At 66.3% G+C, this 18,199-nt stretch carries 12 protein-coding genes and 1 pseudogene; 2 read left to right on the top strand and 11 right to left on the bottom strand.

Annotation, left to right across the window (positions count from 1 at the left end; translation table 11 throughout):
• The 8 genes and pseudogenes from HBJ55_RS21695 to HBJ55_RS21730 form a co-directional block, all read right to left on the bottom strand.
• Positions 1 to 599 (bottom strand): annotated as a pseudogene (locus tag HBJ55_RS21695) (ATP-binding protein); the annotation flags it as partial.
• Positions 599 to 1,324 (bottom strand): response regulator, encoded by a 726-nt coding sequence (locus tag HBJ55_RS21700; protein ID WP_167120217.1) that lies wholly within the window; start codon positions 1,322 to 1,324, stop codon positions 599 to 601. The pseudogene HBJ55_RS21695 and the gene HBJ55_RS21700, both read right to left, overlap by 1 nt.
• Positions 1,325 to 1,447: 123 nt before the next feature.
• Positions 1,448 to 2,245 carry a Cof-type HAD-IIB family hydrolase gene (locus HBJ55_RS21705; protein ID WP_167120220.1) on the bottom strand — a complete coding sequence of 266 codons (798 nt, stop codon included), beginning with the start codon at positions 2,243 to 2,245 and terminating at the stop codon, positions 1,448 to 1,450.
• A gap of 190 nt (positions 2,246 to 2,435) precedes the next feature.
• Positions 2,436 to 4,157, bottom strand: a complete 1,722-nt coding sequence (nagE, locus tag HBJ55_RS21710; protein ID WP_206022809.1) for an N-acetylglucosamine-specific PTS transporter subunit IIBC — start codon at positions 4,155 to 4,157, stop codon at positions 2,436 to 2,438.
• Positions 4,154 to 6,706 (bottom strand): phosphoenolpyruvate--protein phosphotransferase, encoded by a 2,553-nt coding sequence (gene ptsP / locus HBJ55_RS21715; protein ID WP_167120223.1) that lies wholly within the window; start codon positions 6,704 to 6,706, stop codon positions 4,154 to 4,156. Before ptsP ends, nagE begins: the two co-directional genes overlap by 4 nt.
• Before the next feature lie 55 nt (positions 6,707 to 6,761).
• Positions 6,762 to 7,781: an SIS domain-containing protein gene (locus tag HBJ55_RS21720; protein ID WP_206022810.1), complete on the bottom strand. Its 1,020-nt coding sequence runs from the start codon at positions 7,779 to 7,781 to the stop codon at positions 6,762 to 6,764.
• The gene (gene nagA / locus HBJ55_RS21725) at positions 7,781 to 8,884 is read right to left on the bottom strand and encodes an N-acetylglucosamine-6-phosphate deacetylase (protein ID WP_167120226.1); all 1,104 of its coding nucleotides are present in this window, start codon (positions 8,882 to 8,884) and stop codon (positions 7,781 to 7,783) included. The genes HBJ55_RS21720 and nagA overlap by 1 nt, the downstream gene beginning before the upstream one ends.
• An 11-nt stretch (positions 8,885 to 8,895) precedes the next feature.
• Positions 8,896 to 9,630, bottom strand: coding sequence for a GntR family transcriptional regulator (locus HBJ55_RS21730; RefSeq protein ID WP_167120229.1), 735 nt, complete (start codon positions 9,628 to 9,630; stop codon positions 8,896 to 8,898).
• Positions 9,631 to 9,856: 226 nt separating this feature from the next.
• On the opposite strand from HBJ55_RS21730, the gene HBJ55_RS21735 reads away from it, so the two are divergent.
• Positions 9,857 to 11,797, top strand: a complete 1,941-nt coding sequence (locus tag HBJ55_RS21735) for an exoribonuclease II (RefSeq protein ID WP_167120299.1) — start codon at positions 9,857 to 9,859, stop codon at positions 11,795 to 11,797.
• A gap of 54 nt (positions 11,798 to 11,851) precedes the next feature.
• Here HBJ55_RS21735 and HBJ55_RS21740 read toward each other — a convergent pair whose 3' ends face one another.
• The 3 genes from HBJ55_RS21740 to HBJ55_RS21750 form a co-directional block, all read right to left on the bottom strand.
• Positions 11,852 to 12,730, bottom strand: a complete 879-nt coding sequence (locus tag HBJ55_RS21740; RefSeq protein ID WP_167120232.1) for an urea carboxylase-associated family protein — start codon at positions 12,728 to 12,730, stop codon at positions 11,852 to 11,854.
• An 87-nt stretch (positions 12,731 to 12,817) separates the two neighbouring features.
• Positions 12,818 to 14,131: an HlyD family type I secretion periplasmic adaptor subunit gene (locus HBJ55_RS21745; RefSeq protein WP_167120235.1), complete on the bottom strand. Its 1,314-nt coding sequence runs from the start codon at positions 14,129 to 14,131 to the stop codon at positions 12,818 to 12,820.
• Positions 14,128 to 15,885, bottom strand: coding sequence for a type I secretion system permease/ATPase (locus HBJ55_RS21750; RefSeq protein WP_167120238.1), 1,758 nt, complete (start codon positions 15,883 to 15,885; stop codon positions 14,128 to 14,130). The genes HBJ55_RS21745 and HBJ55_RS21750 overlap by 4 nt, the downstream gene beginning before the upstream one ends.
• A 393-nt stretch (positions 15,886 to 16,278) precedes the next feature.
• On the opposite strand from HBJ55_RS21750, the gene HBJ55_RS21755 reads away from it, so the two are divergent.
• Positions 16,279 to 18,135 carry a cellulose binding domain-containing protein gene (locus HBJ55_RS21755; RefSeq protein ID WP_167120240.1) on the top strand — a complete coding sequence of 619 codons (1,857 nt, stop codon included), beginning with the start codon at positions 16,279 to 16,281 and terminating at the stop codon, positions 18,133 to 18,135.
• Positions 18,136 to 18,199: the final 64 nt, after the last annotated feature.

Consider the following 18,199-nt stretch of genomic DNA (forward strand, 5'->3'; position numbering starts at 1 on the left):
GGGGCCGGCACCGGCAGCAGGGTGGCCACGTAGAGCCAGGTCTCGGGGTCGAGCTCCATCTGCACTACCAGGATCGGCGGCGATAGCGGCTCCATCAACAGGCTGTGCTGGCCCCAGCGCGGCGGCAGGTCGTGCAGCAGCACCTCGTTGTTGTAGACGCGCAGGGTCTCGGCGCGGGAGAACTCCACCAGCACGTCGTCGATGCTCAGCTCGCGAATCAGAATCTCGCGAAAATTGTCCACCACCAGCGCCTTCTCCGGCCCCGAGCCGATATCCTCCACCGGTATGCGCCGCTCGTTGACGCTGACGAAGAAGCGCGTACCGCCCATGTTGCGCAGCTGGTCGAGCACGATATGGCGGTACTCGTAGGGCAGCGAGCGGAAGAAGCGCATGGTCGAGGCCACGCTGTAGGCCACGTTGCGCGATAGCTCGTCGAGTTGTTCGAGCTGGCTCGAGCGCACCTGTGAGGTCCAGATGGTATAGCTGGCAAGCTGGGCCGTGAGTACGCCGACGATCATGATCAGCACGAAGCGTCCACGCAGGGTGCGCGGCAGGACCCACACGAGGCGGCGGCGCCAGCGCTGCCAGCGCGTTGTCATCACGTCAATGCTTCGATCTTGGCGGTGAAGACGTAGCCGGCGCCACGCACGGTGCGGATCAACTGATGGTACTGCGCATCCTCGCCGAGACGCTGGCGAAGGCGGCAGACGTGCACGTCGATGGAGCGATCCAGCGGCGGCGCCGGGCGGCCCCGGGTCAACTCGTACAACGCCTCGCGCGTTAGCACCCGCTCGGGATGCTCGAGGAAGACCTGGAGCAGTTGGAAATCGGCACCCGAAAGCGGGATGCGCTCGCCCTTCTCGTCGATCAGCTCGCGAGTCATGCGATCCAGCCGCCAGGCGCCGAAGGCGACCAGCCGCGCCCGGGCCGGGTCGGCCGCGGCACCACCGCCACGGACACGACGCAGCACCGCCTTGATGCGGGCCAGAAGTTCGCGCGGATTGAATGGTTTGCCCAGGTAGTCGTCGGCACCGAGCTCGAGACCGAGGATGCGATCGGTCTCGTCGGCGCTGGCAGTGAGCATGATGATCGGCACCTGGCTGTCGCGGCGAATATCGCGGCAGATGGTGAAGCCATCGTCACCGGGCAGCATGATGTCGACGATGAGCAGGTCGGGAGTTTCGCTCGTCAGCAGCCGATGCAATGCCGCGGCGTCCTCGGCAGCCAGGGCGCGATAGCCGTGACGGCCCAGGTAGTCGACCAGCAATTCGCGTATTTCGGGGTCGTCGTCGACCACGATCAGGGTGGCGGGCGTTGTCGTCATCGTCGTCCGATGGTAAGGGGCGTCGCCTGGGCGCCGCCGTGAGTCGTTGTCGTTATTCGGCCTTGATGATGGGCAAGCGGGTACGACGCGGCAAGGGGGGCTAGACCATCGTCGCACACCGGTCTAGAGAGAAAATCTCTCCTGCAGATGTCTGGCCACGGCGGTTTCGGCGTGGTGTCCGATGCGGCGTGCCACGGGCACCCTTTCAGCCAGCTCCGGATGCGCATTGGCCATGACGTGGGCTTCGCCAGCGAGGCTGAGCATCTCGGTATCGTTGAGGTTGTCGCCGAAGGCCAGGCAGCGCTCGCTGTCGATCTCGAGCACGGCGAGCAGGGCCTCGAGCGCCGTGCCCTTGTTCACTCCGCCGGCCATGATCTCGAGCGAATTGACGGTGGAATAGGTGACGTGCAGGCGCTCGCCGTGGCGCCCGCGCACCGCGGCTTCGAGACCTGTCAGTCGCTCGGGATCGCCGATGTAGAGCACCTTGCCGACGCCCTCGCCGTCGAGGCTCGCCGGCTCGACCACGCGATAGCCGAAGCCGGTGTGGGCGTGATAGGCGAGCAGCCGCGGCGCGGGGGCATCGATCAGCCACTCGTCCTCGAGGTAGAGATTGAGGCGCACGCTGTCGTGACGCTCCAGCGCGATCAGCTCACGCGCCAGCTCGGCCTCGAGGTGACGCGACGCCAGCAGCTCGCCATCGGGGCCGTGCAGGTAGGCGCCATTGGTGCTGATCACATGGATCGGCACGCCCAGCCGCTCACGAAAGGCCAGCATGTCGAGAAAGTGGCGTCCCGAGGCGAAGGCCAACTGGTGGCCCCGTTCGGCCAGCAGGCGCAGGGTCTCGACGGTTTCCGGGTGCAGGTCGTGATTGGCGTCCAGCAGGGTACCGTCGAGGTCGGATACGATCAGGTGGGGTGTCATGGGCGTCCATTGCATCGGGTACCCGGTAGAGGCTAACGCAGGCCATGTCCGTTTGCACAGGCCATTCGACCTGGCCTTTCCATGGTGCCTTGAACATGGCCAGGCCGGACGATCTTGCCATCCGGCCTGGACGTGTATGCCAGGCAAAGCCTTATCGGTGCCCCGAGACAGCCGGGCAGAACAGGACAGGCTAACCACGGCTCCTCAGCGCGTTCGCCACGGCGGCGGCCTGGGCGCCGACCACCAGGTGCCAGACATTGCCGCCCAAGGCCTGGGTGCCCCGGCATCCGAGTCGTTCGAGCGACGCTTCGTCGAGATACTTGCCGTCGGCGAGCTCGACACGCAGGCGGGTCCGTGCCTGCGCCTCGAAACCGCGCAGGTTGGCCTCACCGCCCAGGGCCGCCAGCCAGCGTGCCGCCTGTTCGGCCGAAAGCGACTCAGCCGATGTCTCGGCCGGCTCCGGCGAAGCCTCTTCCACGGCCTTGCCTGCGGCCGATACCTCGCCGCCCGACTCGGCCACGGCCGCGCGGATCTCATCGGCCACGCCGTCGGCAATAGGACCCAGGATGACCTGTACGCCGCCACCGCGCAGGCGCATCACGCCGCGAGCGCCCAGGCGCTTGAGCGCCTCCTCGTCGATGGCGTCGGGGTCCTCGAGCACCAGCCGCAAGCGGGTGGTACAGGCGCCGACACTGCTCAGGTTGCCCGCTCCGCCCAAGGCGGTGACGAACGCCGGGCCGCGCTCACCGGCAGCGGAGGGGCCGCTGGCGGAAGGTGTCGCCGACTCGGGCTCGCGGCCCGGCGTGGTCAGGTTGAAGCGGGCGATGGCCCAGCGGAACACGCCGTAGTAAATGGCGAAGTAGGCCAGCCCCACCGGCAGCAGCATCCAGCCATTGTTGGAGAGGCCATAGGAGAGTGCGAAATCGAAGGCGCCCGCCGAAAAGGTGAAGCCCAGCTTGACGTCGAGCCAATGCATCAGCGCCATCGAGATCCCTGTCAGCAGCGCATGCATGAGATAGAGCAGCGGCGCCAGGAACATGAAGGTGAACTCGATGGGCTCGGTGACGCCGGTCAGGAACGCGGTGAGCGCCAGCGACAACAACAGACCGCCCACCTGGGCACGGCGCCCCTTGGGTGCGGCATGGTACATGGCCAGGGCCGCCGCCGGCAGGCCGAACATCATCACCGGGAAGAAACCGGTCATGAAGCTTCCCGCCGTCGGGTCGCCGGCAAAGAAACGGTTGAGATCACCGCTGGCCAGCGTGCCGGAGGCCGCCTCGAAGCTGCCGAAGACGAACCACACCAGGCTGTTGAGCACGTGATGGAGCCCGGTCACGATCAACAGGCGGTTGAGCGTGCCATAGACGAACAGGCCCAGCTCGCCGGCATCGATCAACCATTGTCCGAGCGTATCGATACCCTGCTGTACGGGAGGCCAGATCAAGCCGAAGACGACCCCCAGAACCACCGCCGCCAGTCCCGTGGCGATGGGCACGAAGCGACGACCGCCGAAGAACGCCAGGTATTCGGGTAGGCGTATCGCCTTGTAGCGGTTGTAGAGCAGCCCCGCCACGCTGCCGATGATGATGCCGGAGAGTACCCCCATGTCGATATCCGGGTTGAGCGACATCAGGACGGCATCGAGTACCAGGTAGCCGACCACGCCGGCCAGACCCGCGGCGCCATTGCTGTCGTCGGCGAAGCCGATCGCCAGACCGATGGCGAAGATCAGCGCCAGGTTGGCGAAGATGGCTTCGCCGGCGCTGGCGACGAAGGCGATGTCGAGCAGATCCGGCTGGCCCAGACGCAGCAGCAGGCCGGCAATGGGCAGCACCGCGATGGGCAGCATGAGGGAGCGTCCGAGCTTCTGTAGCCCGGCCATGGTCCAGGAACCCAGGTCGGTCGTCTTCATGACGGTAACCTCTCGATAGTCGTTGTCGTGGGATCTCGTTCTGTCGTTAGCCAGGCCGACAGGCGCTCACGCACCGCCGCGGCATCCGCCAGGCTCAGCAGCGCCGGCAGTTCCGCAGCCAGGCGCCCGATATCGAGTCGCCTGATGGCTGCCTTGACGGCAGGCACCCGGGCGGGCTCGACGGAAAGCTCGTCGACGCCCAGGGCAACCAGCACCAGTGATGCCAAGGGGTCACCGGCGGCAGCGCCGCAGACGCCGACCGGGCAGCGTCCGGCGGACCCCTCCACGGTGGCCTTGATCAGCCTGAGCACGGCCGGGTGCAGCACGTCGGCCCGCGCCGCCAGGTCCGGGTCCTCGCGATCCATGGCCAGGGTGTACTGGGTCAGATCGTTGGTGCCGATGGAGAGGAAATCCGCCTCCTCGGCGAGGCTGGCCGCGCACAGGGCGGCACTCGGCACTTCAACCATCACGCCCAACTGGGGCCGCTCGGCAAGACCGAGCCGTCTCGCCACGCTGTCGAGGCGCCGGCGTACTTCCACCAGTTCGGCAACCTCGCTCACCATCGGCAGCATGATGCGCAGCGATTCGAGCGGCTCTACCCGCAGCAGCGCCCTGAGCTGGGTCTCCATCAGCTCCGGCAGGCACTGCCAGAGGCGCACGCCGCGCACCCCCAGCGCCGGATTGGCGACATCGGGCAGCGGCAAGTACGGCAGCTGCTTGTCGGCGCCGATGTCGAGGGTGCGCACGATGACCGGCTTGCCGCCCAGGGCATGAATGCTGGCCTGGTACTCGCGGTGCTGGTCGTCCTCGCCGGGAGCGGAGGCACGTTCGAGGTAAAGAAATTCGCTGCGCAGCAGGCCAATGCCGTCTGCTCCGGCCTGCGCCGCCAGCTCGGCCTCGGCCGACGAGCCAACATTGGCACACACCTCGACTCGTCGACCGTCCAGGGTAAAGGCTGGCTTGTGGGCGGCTCGTCGCTCCTCCTGCGCCTGGCGCTCCCGCGTCTCGATAGCGGCGTTCACCTCGACCAGGCGAGCCGCAGACGGTGACACCTCGAGGCGACCACGCTCGCCATCGAGAATCGCACGCTCGCTGCATGCCCGTTCCACGGCGCCCATCGAAACCAGACAGGGAATACCTCGCGCCCGCGCCAGAATCGCCACGTGCGCCGTGGTGCCACTGCGCGCCAGGCAGAGGCCGGCAGGGCGACGCTCGGCCAGCGCGACGAACTGCGAGGGCGTCAGCTCGTCGGCCACGACGATGGCGCCCTCCGGCACTGCCGCGTCTTCGCACGCCCCGGGCTCGGCCAGCAGCGTCATGACGCGCTGCTGCAGGTCGCGCAGATCGGCGATGCGGCCCGCCAGCAGCGGGTTGCCGCTCTCGGCGAGCCTTCCTGCCTCGGCATCGAGCGCCTCGCGCCAGGCCTGGCCGGCGCTGCGCCCGGCGCGTACCGACGTAAGCGCGGCATCACCCAGGGCAGGGTCCTCGAGCCAGGCCCGGTGAGTGCCGAATATCTCCGCCTCGCCGTGCCGGCCTCGCTGCGCGGCCTCAGCCTCGGCCTGCTCCAAGGCCTCAGCGGCTTGGCTCAGGGCCTGCTGCAACCGCGGCCACTCCACCGCTTCGCCCTCCCCGTCCCGTGGCACTTGGGGCAACGGCGGGCGATACGTCACCAGCGGCCCCACGGCCAGCCCGCCACTGGCCACCAGGCCAGCCAGCTCCCCTTCACCCAAAGGCCCGGAGGGAGCCGTGGCCTGGCACGGCGCTGCATGGTCGTCGGCCTCGGCGATGGTCAGCAGCGCCACGGCCGCCTTCAGGGCTTCCTCGGCCCGTTCACCGCTAGCCGTGAGGTTCAGTTCGTCTCCCTCGGAAAGCCCCAGGTTGAGCAGTGCACTGATGCTGTCGGTCTCGGCCGTGGCTTTGCCGTGCGCTATCGTCATGCTGACGGCGTGGCGCCGGGCAATGTCCCGCAGCCTTGCCGCTGGTCGTGCATGCAGGCCTGAGCGCAGGGCCAAGGTGATGCGCCGGGTTGCGGTGGAAGGTGCCGCATCTCTATCCGCCGATGCCGCTATGTCTCTCGCCTCCTCCGTCAATTGGAGCAGCGGCTCGCCGCGGGCGACGCGAACGCCACCGGCGTGGCCCATCGCCGACACTCGCCAGCCGTTGGCGGCCGTCACGACCAGCGGCGTGATCAAGGAGCTGGCCTGGCGTGCGACACGGTCGGCGTCGAAGCGGCACAGCGGGTCGCCGGTCGTCACCCGGTCGCCCACGGCGACGAGCAGTTCGATGCCCTCGCCGTTCAGCTCGACGGAGTCGAGGCCCAGATGGAGCAAGAGTTCGACGCCCGCTTCCGTCTTGAGCGTTACGGCGTGGCGGGTCCGGGCACACTGAACCACCTCGCCGTCGCAGGGGGCGTAGAGACACTCGGCGAGAGGATCGAGGGCGATACCCTCGCCCAGGACGCCAGCGGCAAACACCGGGTCAGGCACTTCACCGAGGGGAACCACGACGCCGTCCACGGGCGCATGCAGGATCAAGGGAGATGCGGTCATGAAGACCTCCGCTATTGTTATGTGGGCAGTCAAGGGCCGAGGCCCACTGCCTGGGTCAAAGGGTGCAGGTCACCTTGTTGAGGTGTCGGGGTCGGTCGGGATCGCTGCCTCGCGCCGCAGCCAGGTTGGCCACCATCACGTAGAAGCTCTGGATCACCGAGAGCGGCTGAAGCGCGTCGTGGTCGGCATCGACCAGGGTCAGCTGTCGACCGGCCACGCGCTCGTCCGCCGCCAGCAGCACCCGCGCGCCGATGCTCTTGAGCCACTCGGCGAGATCCAGCAGCCCGGCCTGTTCAGCGCCCGGCGGGGCGAACACCAGCACCGGATAGCCCGGATCGATCAGCGCCATGGGGCCATGGCGCACCTCGGCCCCGCTGAAGGCTTCGGCCTGGATGGCGCAGGTTTCCTTGAACTTGAGCGCCGCCTCCTGGGCCACGGCCAGGCCGGCGCCGCGACCGATCACCATCAACCGGTCGCTGCCTGCCAGCGCCTCGACCGCGGCCGACCAGTCCTGCGCCAGGGCCTGACTCAGGCGCTCCGGCAAGGCCTCCAGGGCCGCCAGAAGGTCGCGATCCCGATTCCAGTGACCCAGCAGTTGGGCCGCGGCAGCGAGAGTCGCCAGATAGCTCTTGGTGGCGGCAACACTCTTCTCATCGCCCGCATAGAGCGGTACTTCCAGGTCGCTGACCGCTCCCAACGGTGATTCGGGGGTATTGACCAGCGCCAGCGCGCACGCGCCGGCCTCGCCGAGAGCGCGCTGGGTGGCGACCAGGTCGGGGCTCTGCCCCGACTGCGAAACCGCCAGCGCCAGCTGTCCCTCGAGCCGCCATGGCGCGCTGGCCAGGGTGGTCAGCGACAGCGGCAGCGAGGCCACGGGAATGCCCCGGCTCTGCATGCACAGATAGGCGAAGTAGCTGGCAGCGTGATCGGAGCTGCCACGTGCCACCGTCACCGCAGCCAAAGGAGGATCGCGACGCAGCCGCTCGCCGAGATCGGCCAGGATCGCGGCATTGCGCGGCAGCTGGCCACGGATGCGCTCGGGCGCATTGCGGGCTTCATCGAGCATCAGGGACATCAGCGCTCTCCTTCGATGATGCGGCCCTCGACCACGACCGCCTGCAGGCCGAGGCGGTCGTCGAGCAAGACTAGGTCCGCCACGGCCCCTTTAGTCAGCCGTCCGTGATCGGCCAGACCGAGGAAGTCGGCCGGGAAGCGAGACAGGCGGGAAGACGCGTCGGCCAGCGACAGGCCGAGCTGGACCAGGTTGCGTAGCGCCTGGTCCATGGTCAGGGTGCTGCCGGCCAGGGTGCCGTCGGCCAGGCGCACGCCGCCCAGGCACTTGGTCACGGTCTGCTCGCCGAGACGGTAGTCGCCGTCGGGCATGCCGGCGGCGGCCGTGGAGTCGGTAACCGCATAGAGGTGGGGGATGCAGCGCAAGGCGGCGCGAATGGCACCGGGATGCACGTGCTGCAGGTCGGGGATCAGTTCGGCGTAATCGGCATGCGCCAGGGCGGCTCCCACCATGCCCGGCTTGCGGTGATGCAACCCGGTCATGGCATTGAAAAGGTGGGTGAAGCCGCAGGCACCATGGCCGAGTGCGGCAACGCCCTCTTCGTAGCTGCCCAGGGTATGCCCCAGTTGCACGCGGATGCCGCGAGCCGTCAGGTGGCGGATCAGTTCGCCGTGACCGCACAGTTCCGGCGCCAGGGTCACCAGCCGGATCGGCGCCAGCTCGCACAGCGCGTCCACTTCGGCGATCTCACCGGGGCGGGCATGGGCGGGCTGGGCACCAAGCTTGCCGGGGTTGATATAGGGGCCTTCCAGATGCACGCCCAGAACGCGGGAAGCATCGGTCGCGGGCGCCTGCATATAGGTATCGACAGCCGCCAACGCCCGGCGAATTTCCGCCTCCGGGGCGGTCATGGTGGTGGCCAGCAGGCTGGTGGTGCCGAAGCGGACATGGGTGCGGGCCAGGGTGGCCAGTGCCTCGCCCCCCTCCATGGTATCGGCACCGCCGCCGCCATGGACGTGCAGGTCGATGAAGCCCGGCAGGATGCGCGGATGCGCATTGCCCAGCGGATCGACCGGTTCGCCCGAGATACGGCTGATGCGGCCCGCCTCCCACGCGATCTCGCCCAGGCGCCAGCCGTCGGGTGTCAGGATATTGCCATGGAACATGCCGGCGCCTCCTAGCGGGTCAGCTCGACCATGAAGTCGTAGTAGTCGGTGCGGCAGTAGGTAATGGTGAGCTCCGCCGCCGTGCCGTCGCCCAGATACCCCAGGCGGGTAATCTTAAGCAGCGCCTGGCCGCTTGGGACCTCGGCCAGTTCGGCCAGTTCGGCATCGGCGTTGATCGCCGTGACGTGCTGCAGGGCCCGCACCACCGGCTTGCCGGCTGATTCCATGACGGCGTAGAGCGAGGTCTCCACCGCCATGGGGTCGGGCAACACCGAGGCCGGCAGGCAACTCTCCTCCACCGCCATCACCACGTCGTCCGCCAGGCGCAGCCGTCGGAGCCGCGCCACGCGCGCGTCGGCTCCCAGCCCCAGCCGCATGCTCTCCTCGGCACTGGGAGTCGCCAGGCTGCGAGAAAGCCAATGGGAGCTTGGCGTAAAACCGCGCTGGGTGAGCATTTCGGTAAAGCTCACCAGCCGCGTGAGGGATTGGTTGAGGCGTGGCGTGATGAAGGTGCCCGAGCCGCGGCTACGGCGAATCAGCCCCAACTCGGCCAGCCGATCCAGAGCCTTGCGCGCCGTGATGCGCGACACGGCAAGCGTTTCGGCCAGGCTGCGTTCCGAAGGAAGCGCCTCCCCAGCCTGCCAGGCTCCCGCTTCGATGGCCTGTTCCAGCTGACGGGCCAGCTGCTGATAGAGCGGCGTGGCCCCTGCGGGGTTGAGCCGTAACTGCTGAAATCTCGTATCCATGGGTTTCTCGCGGCACTACCAATGTAATACCACTATAGAGCCAGATAGAGACCAATCAAATACCAATTGTGCGCGACTTTAGTCGCACCACAAGGTGGCGGATGCCCTGTATGAGCAGTTCCCTATCCACTAACCTTCTGTTTCTTCGCCGCCATAGCGGCAACGTTTGGCGCAGGAGCCAGGAATCCGTATAGTGGCCCTCCTACCCCGCCACACGTTCGTGATCATGCTGCAGAACAACCCGCTGCTCGCCCAGCTCAAGCAACAGATTCGTGATGTCACGCCCCGCGCCGAGGGTGTGATCAAGGCCACCGACAAGGGCTTCGGTTTTCTCGAAACCGATGACGGCCAGTCCTATTTCGTGCCGCCCCCTGCAATGAAGCAGGTGCTGCACGGCGATCGCGTCCAGGCCGTGATCCACGAAAATGGCGACAAGACCTCGGTCGAACCGGATACCCTCGTCGAAGCGGGCCTCAGCCGCTTCATTGCCCGAGTGCAGAAGCGCGAGGGACGTCTGGCGGTGGTGCCCGACCACCCTTCGATCAAGAACGCGCTCAAGGCACGCATCAAGAACAGCCTCGACGAGGCCAGCATCGGCGACGCCGACTGGGTCGTGGCGCGCTTGGTGCGTCACCCGCTCAAGCCCGAGGATCGCGCTTTCTTCACCCAGATCGACGAACTGGTTGCCAAGGCCGACGACCCCGCCGTGCCGTGGCGGGTGACCCTGGCCCGCCACGCCCTCGAGCAGGAGTGCCCCGAGGCCGGTGATGACTGGCCGTTGCGCGACGAGGGGCTCGAACGCCAAGACCTGACCGCCGAGCCTTTCTTCACCATCGACAGCGAGAAGACCCGCGACATGGACGATGCGCTGCGCATCGAGCCACGCGAGGAAGGCGGCTGGCGCCTGACGGTGGCCATTGCCGACCCCACCGCCTACGTCGAGGAGGGCCATGCCGCCGATCTGGAGGCGCGCACCCGCGCCTTCACCGTTTACCTGCCGGGACAGAACGTGACCATGCTGCCCGAGCAGTTGGCCGACGACCTGTGCTCGCTGCGCGAGGGCGAGGAGCGCCCGGTGCTGGCCTGCACTCTGGAAGTGGAGGCCGATGGCAGCCTGGGCGACTACCGCTTCTTCGCCGCCAGCGTGCGCTCCCAGGCCAAGCTGGTCTACGACCGCGTGTCGGATTGGCTGGAAGGCCAGGGCGAATGGACGCCGACCGAGGAGATAGCCGGCCAGCTCCAGGCGCTGCGCGACATGACCAAGGCGCGTGCAGGCTGGCGAGCCGAGCATGCTCTGGTGTTCAAGGACCGCCCCGATTACGTCTTCGATCTCGACCCGGCGGGCAATGTGCTGGATATCCGCATCGAGGAGCGGCGCATCGCCAACCGCATGATCGAAGAGTCGATGATCGCCGCCAACGCCTGCTGCGCCCACCTGCTCGCCGAGCATGTCGGCCACGGCATCTTCAACGTGCATCGCGCGTTCGACCCGGAAAAGGCCGAGGCCGCCCACGAGTTTCTCACCGCTCAGCAGATCGAGGTCGAACTCGAGGCACTCTCCGAGCTGCCGCGCTACAAGGAGCTCAAGCGCGCACTGGAGAGCCGTGACGACGCCTGGCTCGATGCCCGCCTGCGCCGCTTCCAGGGCTTCACCAGCATGTCCGCTCGCCCCGGCCCGCATTTCGGCCTGGGTCTGGCCGCCTATGCCACCTGGACCTCACCGATCCGCAAGTACGGCGACATGGTCAATCATCGCCTGATCAAGCGCGTGCTCAAGGGCGAGCAGGCCCCGGCCGAAGCCACCCAGGCGCTGACCGAGCAACTTACCGAACGGCGCCGGCTCAATCGCATGGCCGAACGCGACGTCAAGGATTGGCTCTACGTGCGCTACCTGACGCCCGCGGCCAAGGCGCAGCAGGCCTTCGACGCGGAGATCTTCGGCATCAGCCGCGGCGGCATGCGCGTGCGCCTCACCGCCAACGGCGCCACCGCCTTCGTCCCGGCGCCGATGCTGCACAGCGACCGCGACAAGGTGGTCATCGACGACAAGGAAGGCCGCATCCAGATCGAGGGCGAGGAGCGCTACAAGCTGGGTGATGTGATTCGCGTCGAACTGGTCGAGGCGCGCGAGGAGACCCGCTCGCTGGTGGCGCGCCCAAGCGAATGACGCCGCCTGATCCACTCTCGCTTCGCCCCGGCCCCCATGGTCGGGGCGAAGTCGTTATGGGGAACGTTCGTTCAACCGCCGTCGCTTCTCGGCGTCCCAGTCGATAGCGGGCCCCTGCAAGCCGTGGCCACTGGCATAGGGTGACGGCTCGGGCGGCTGCCAGTCTTCCAGCAGTGCCTCATCCAGGCGAAATACCTCCACGCCGATGGGGTGGCAGGTCAGCAACGGATCGCCGGCGTCGGGCCCCCAAAGATCCACCGAAAGATCCCCTCCCGGGCAGCACGACAGTGCGCAGAGAAGGTCTATCTCGGCGAACAGCTCGAGGTAGTCGCCCTCCCGTGCCGGGCACGCCTTCATAAAGTACTTATCGTCGTCGTTGAGCCCGGTGCACTGAAAGACATTGAGCACGTCATGCACGTCGAACTCGGTGAGGCCGAAGGTACGCACGGCGCGTACCAGGTTGGAGTGGCAGTGGTGATCGAAATCTTCGCCGGTGAGCAGGCGATTGACGTAGGGGTCGCAGCGCGTGCCCAGCAGGTCGTGTACGCGCCCGCCCTGCTCGTCGACACCATAGCCCGACAGGGTATCATCGATGATCGTCGCCATGGGGCGCAGGTAGGGCAGCGTCGACCACAGGCGGTCGAAGGTAGAGACATGGGCACGCTGCAGCTGACGGGTGCGCGAGGCCCAGAAGCGCTCGCGAGGATTGTGCAGGTGCCAGAGATTGAAGTCACCGACCTGGGGCCCCTCCATTGTGGAGAGCCGTAGCACGTGCCCCGCCGGCACTTGCCAGGCACGCCCGTCGCGGATCGGCACGACCAGCGAATCGACCCGCTCACGGGCATCCGGGTCGGTCAAGCGAGCGTAGAAATCCCGATCGACGTCGAGGATCGAGCCTCGGGTCGCCTGGTAAGCGGCGGGAACCTGGGTCATGGGAATCTCCTTCAAGAAGGTTTCCCTCAGCGTAACCCATGGCGCCCTGCCCGCTCACCACGACCCTCAACGCTCGATGCGGCGCATCTAGTCGCGCATGGCCCTGGCCAACACATCTCCGATCGGCTTGACCAGGTAGCTGGCGAAGGTGCGTTCGCCGGTGTGGATCATGACCTCGGCCGGCATGCCTGCCAGAAGACGCATGTCGGAGGTCATCTCTTCACGCCCCTCGTCGGTGACTCGCACCCGAGCCCGATAGAAGTCGCGCCCGGTGCTCTCGTCCTCGAAGCTGTCGGCCGAGACATGGATCACCTCGCCGGCGACGGCATGGGTGAGCCCCTGGTTGAAGGCACTGAAGCGAACCTCGGCCGACTGTCCGACATACAGGCTGTCGACGTCACTGACCGGCACGCGCGCCTCGACCACGAAGCCCTCGTCGCTGGGCACGATATCCAGGATCGGATCACCCGCGCCGATCACCGCCCCCAGCGTATGCAGCTGCAGGCCGACCACGGTCCCCGCCACCGGCGCGGTCACCGTGGTACGGCGCACTTCGTCGGACAGCGCCGTGATCCGCTCCTCGGCATCGGCGATCTGCTCCTGCACTTCGCGCAGCTGTTCGCCGGCCTCCGCCTGGAATTCCTGCCGGCGGATCTGCTTTTGCAGCTCGTTCTCGCTGATCTGCGCCGCGATACGGGCAATCACGGATTGCTGCTGGGCGGTTTCCCCTTCGAGTTCGAGGATGTCGCGCTCCAGCTCGCGCAGGCGTTGTCGATCGCCGTGGCCACGTTCGAACAGGCTGCGCAGATCGTCAGCCTCCTCGCGCAACGAGGCGATCTGCTGGCGGTTGTACTCCACCAGGGACTTCAAGCCCTCGCGCTGCTCCTCATACTGGCGAGTCTGCTGATCGAGTGTTTCGAGATTGCTTTGCAATGACTGCCGCCGCGAGAAGAACAGCCCATGCTGTACCGCCAACACCTCGTTGACACGCTGGGAATCGCTCTCCAGCAGTTCCTCGGGAAATACCAGGGTCGTCTCCTCGGCGAGTTCGGCGGTCAGGCGCACTTCGCTGGCTCGGTTGATCAGATACTGCGCTCTCGCCACTTGGAGCTGAGACGCTGCTCGGGTGTTGTCGAGCACCATCAGCACATCGCCGGCCTCGACGTGATCGCCGTCGGCCACGCGGATTTCCCTGACGATCCCCCCCTCATAGTGCTGTACCGTCTTCTTGAACGATGCGACCGAGACCTTGCCCGGGGCCACGACGGCAATCGCCAGGTTGGCGGCCAGCGCCCAGCCACCGAATCCGCCGAAGGCGACCAGCAGAATGAGCAGGCCCAAGCGACGGTAGCGACGCCCGTCGATGGGCAACGTCTTTGGCGTGACGTGTTCGCTGTTCATGACACACCCACTCCTGCCGTCAGCTCTGCGTGCGATGCTCGGGATCGTGAAGGCTTGCCGGGCACCGTCTGACTGGACCTCGGCACCGCGATGCGCGCCAGCACCTCGTCGCGTGCCCCCAGCAGACGCAGCCGGCCGTCGTTCAGTACCATCAGCTTGTCGACATCGGCCAGCACGCTGCGCCGATGGCTGATCACGAACAGCGTCGTCCCCTCCGCCTTGAGCTGACGCAGCGCCTCGGCCAGCGCCCGCTCGCCGGCATCGTCGAGATTGGCGTTGGGTTCGTCGAGCACGATGAGCACGGGTCTGCCGTACAGCGCTCGCGCCAGGCCGATACGCTGTCGCTGCCCACGCGAGAGCGCACCGCTGGCGGCACCGATAGGCGTCTCGTAGCCTTCGGGCATTCGCAGGATCATCTCGTGCACGCCCGCCTTCTTCGCCGCCGTTACCACTTGCGCGTCGTCGACCTCGCCGAAGCGCGCGATGTTCTGACTGATCGTGCCATCGAAAAGCTCGATGTCCTGGGGCAGATAGCCGATGTGCGGACCCAGCTCGTCACGGTTCCAGTGCCTCAGATCGGCACCGTCGAGCCGGACCGCTCCCGATTCCGGCACCCAGACGCCCAGCAGGGCGCGCGCCAGCGTGGTCTTGCCCGCAGCGCTCGGCCCGATGATGCCGACGTGTTCACCACATGCGATGTGAAAGTCGAGTTCGTGCAACACCGGCTTTGCCGCTCCCGGTGGCGCGAGTGTCAGGGATTCGGCCGCGACCTCCCCCTTGGGCGGGGGCAGCGACAAGCGACGCGTCTCCACCGCCACGTCGCGGCACAACGCGTCGAGCCGCTGATAGGCGTCGCGGCAGCCCACGAAGCTCTTCCAACTGCCGATCATCTGGTCGATGGGCGCCAGCGCCCGCCCCATGATGATCGAAGCGGCTATCATCATGCCCGGCGTAATGCTCGCCTCCAGCACCAATAGTGCACCCAGCCCGAGAATCAGCGACTGCGCCAGGATGCGTAGCCCCTTGGACAGGTTGCTCAACCCACTGCTGCGATCGCTGGCCTGGGACTGCCTGATCAGCGCTTTCACGTGACGTACTTCCCAGCGTTGCATGATCGCCGGCAGCATACCCATGGCGTGCAGGACCTCGGCGTTGCGCAGGTTGCTGCCGAGCTGTGCCTGGGCCTGTATGTGCTCGTGCCCGGCTTCGGCCAGCAGGCGCTGGGAGGCCTTCTCGTTGACGATCGCCAGCCCCAGCAGCAGCAATCCGGCACCGGTCGCGAAAACCCCGAACCACACGTTGAACACGAACAGGATGATCAAATAGATGGGCACCCAGGGCGCATCGAAGAAGGCGAACAGGCCATTGCCCGAAATGAACTGGCGCACCGTCCTGAGATCATCGAGGGGTTGGCCGCTGCCCTCGCCCGGAGACGCCAGACCACGGCTGAACATGGCGCGATACAGGCGTCCGCTCACCAAGGTATCGAGGTGGTTACCCACCCTCACCAGCAACCGTGAGCGCACCAGTTCCAGCCCCACCATGACCGCCAGCAGAAAGATCGCCACCAGGGTCAGCATGAGCAGGGTCTCCTTGCTGCCGCTGGTGATGACCCGATCATAGACCTGCAGCATATAGAGTGCCGGCGTCAGCATCAGCAGATTGATGAACAGGCTGAAGCCTGCCACCCATAGCAGAGCGGGTCGACAGCGCCTTAGCGCATGCTGGAAGTCGCTTTGTGTTCTCGGAGGCATGGTGCTCACTGAATCGACATGAAAGGGCAATTGCAGGCCTTACCACAGCTTGCGGAACGGCACCGTAACAAACCGTTCCTGGGCACTCGGCTAACTTATTAATATTTTTGTGTATTAATGAGAGGAAAAGTAAGGCATCAAAAAGCCGAACTCGACCTAGGAATGAAAATATCCAACGTTTCAATTAAATAACGGAACCGGCCACCTCAATCCCTCGATTAAATGTAAAAACTCCCTGTACTTACAATCCCTCATCGCCCGAGCGCTCTTGTTACTTGCCCCAAGCTCGATAGCATGCGCAGCGAAGCGGAAGATAACTGATGCCGCTGCAGATCGCATGGCCCCTGGCAGCGATGGCACGGGGCCGAGAATGACTCATCAGGAGGAACCAACATGCCGACCATCGATGTCGCCCGCGGCACATCGGCCCGAGAACTCCAGGAGCTGATCGACACCGCCCCGAACGAGTCGACCCTGCTTCTGGAGCCGGGCGACTACCGATTCGACCAGGCCCTGCGCATCAACCGCTCCGATATCACTCTCAAGGGGGCGGGCACCGACTCCACCACGCTGACGTTCACCGATGCCGCCCTCGACGACAACGATCGCTTCGGTATCGGAGTCGAAGGCGACATGCGGGGCGAGACGCTCGGTACGCTCGCCGCCGACCTTGGCGAAGGCGAGCGGAACGTACGGCTCGGCGCCGGCCATGGTCTGGAGCACGGCGACACGGTGCGGATCTGGCAAGACAACGACACCGAATTCTTCGACGAGATCGGCGACACCTCCTGGCGCAAGCAGGCGCATGCCGAATTGCGCACCAGCATGGCCAAGGTCGAGGCCGTGAGCGGCGACACCATCACGCTCGACCGTGGCGCGCACTTCGATTTCGCCGGGGGGCAGGCCGAGCTGGAGCGGCTCGCGCCCGTCGATGACGTGTCCCTCGAAGGCTTCACCGTCAACTACGAATTGGGCACCCCAGACGCTTCCGTGTTCTCGAATACCCAAGGCAACCTGACCGGCTACCAGGCCATACGCCTGGATGGCGCCACCAATGCCCACCTGGAGGATGTCGCGGTCGAGAACGGCCCCTCGACGGCTTTCCATTTTGCCCGCTCGCTGGATCTCGAGGCCGACTCACTGCGTGCCGAGGGAGCCTTCAACAAGGGCAGCGGCGGCAACGGCTACGGCTTCGAGCTGAAGGAGAGCTATGACGGCAACTTCAGCCATCTCGAAGACAGCGGCATGCGCCATGGCGTACTGTTCGCCTCCTGGCGCTCCTCCGTCGGCAACGAGATCGAGGTCGACTTCACCGACCGCGACATCAACTTTCACGGCGGACGCGACCATGACAATCAAGTCCGCGTCGCCCAGTCGAGTCGCAACGCCGAGGCCGATGAACTCTCACCGGCGCTATGGGTCAATGCCGGCGGCGAGAGCTTCGGCGCCATCACCGATGCCGAGGCCAACGAGGTGCGCTTCGACTACGTACAGGGCTCGCGGCGCAGCGATGTGCTTCAAGGCAGCGACGACGGCGTCTACCTCAATGGCGGGCTGGGCCATGATGAGTTGTTCGGCGGCGCCGGCCACGACGTGCTTGAGGGTGGCCCCGGCGACGACTGGTACGACGGCGACGATCTACTGAGCGGAGGAGCAGGCATCGATACGGTGCGCTATAGCGGCCCGATCGATGCCTACCAGATCGAGTTCGACGGCGACCACATCACTGTTCGGAGCGACAAGGAAGCGACGGATACGCTCGAGGAAGTGGAGTTCGTCAGCTTCGATGCTGGCACCGTACTGCATACGGCATCCCGTGGCACCTTCCAGGCCGCCGCGCTCGACGCCCCTGCGGCCGATGACATACTCGGCGACAATGCCATTCCCGCCGGCCTGGTGGACGATGACGCCGAGCTGATGGTATCGGGCAGCACGACGCAGCGCTGGGACGACGGCTACATCGCCGAGATATTCGTCGAGAACGTGACCGATTCCCCCCTCACCGCGCCGGAGCTGCGCCTGGAAAGCGACGATGCCATCGACACCCTGTGGAATGGCGAGCTCAACCGCGATGGCGATACCTACCTCATCCGCGACGACAGTGCCGGCGAACTCGACCCCGGCGAGGCATGGCGCTTTGCCTACCGCGCCTATGGCGACGATCCCAAGCCCGCCATCACCGGCACGGATGGCCAGGACGTTGCGCTGCTCGGCATGCACGATGGCAGCGACCTCGGCCTGCTCGGCTGACCTTGCGTGCGGCACGACTAGACATGAAATGCCTTTTGCCGGTCACGAAAAAGGGCGCCCCGAA

It is taken from the genome of Billgrantia bachuensis (assembly GCF_011742165.1).
GTDB lineage: Bacteria > Pseudomonadota > Gammaproteobacteria > Pseudomonadales > Halomonadaceae > Halomonas > Halomonas bachuensis.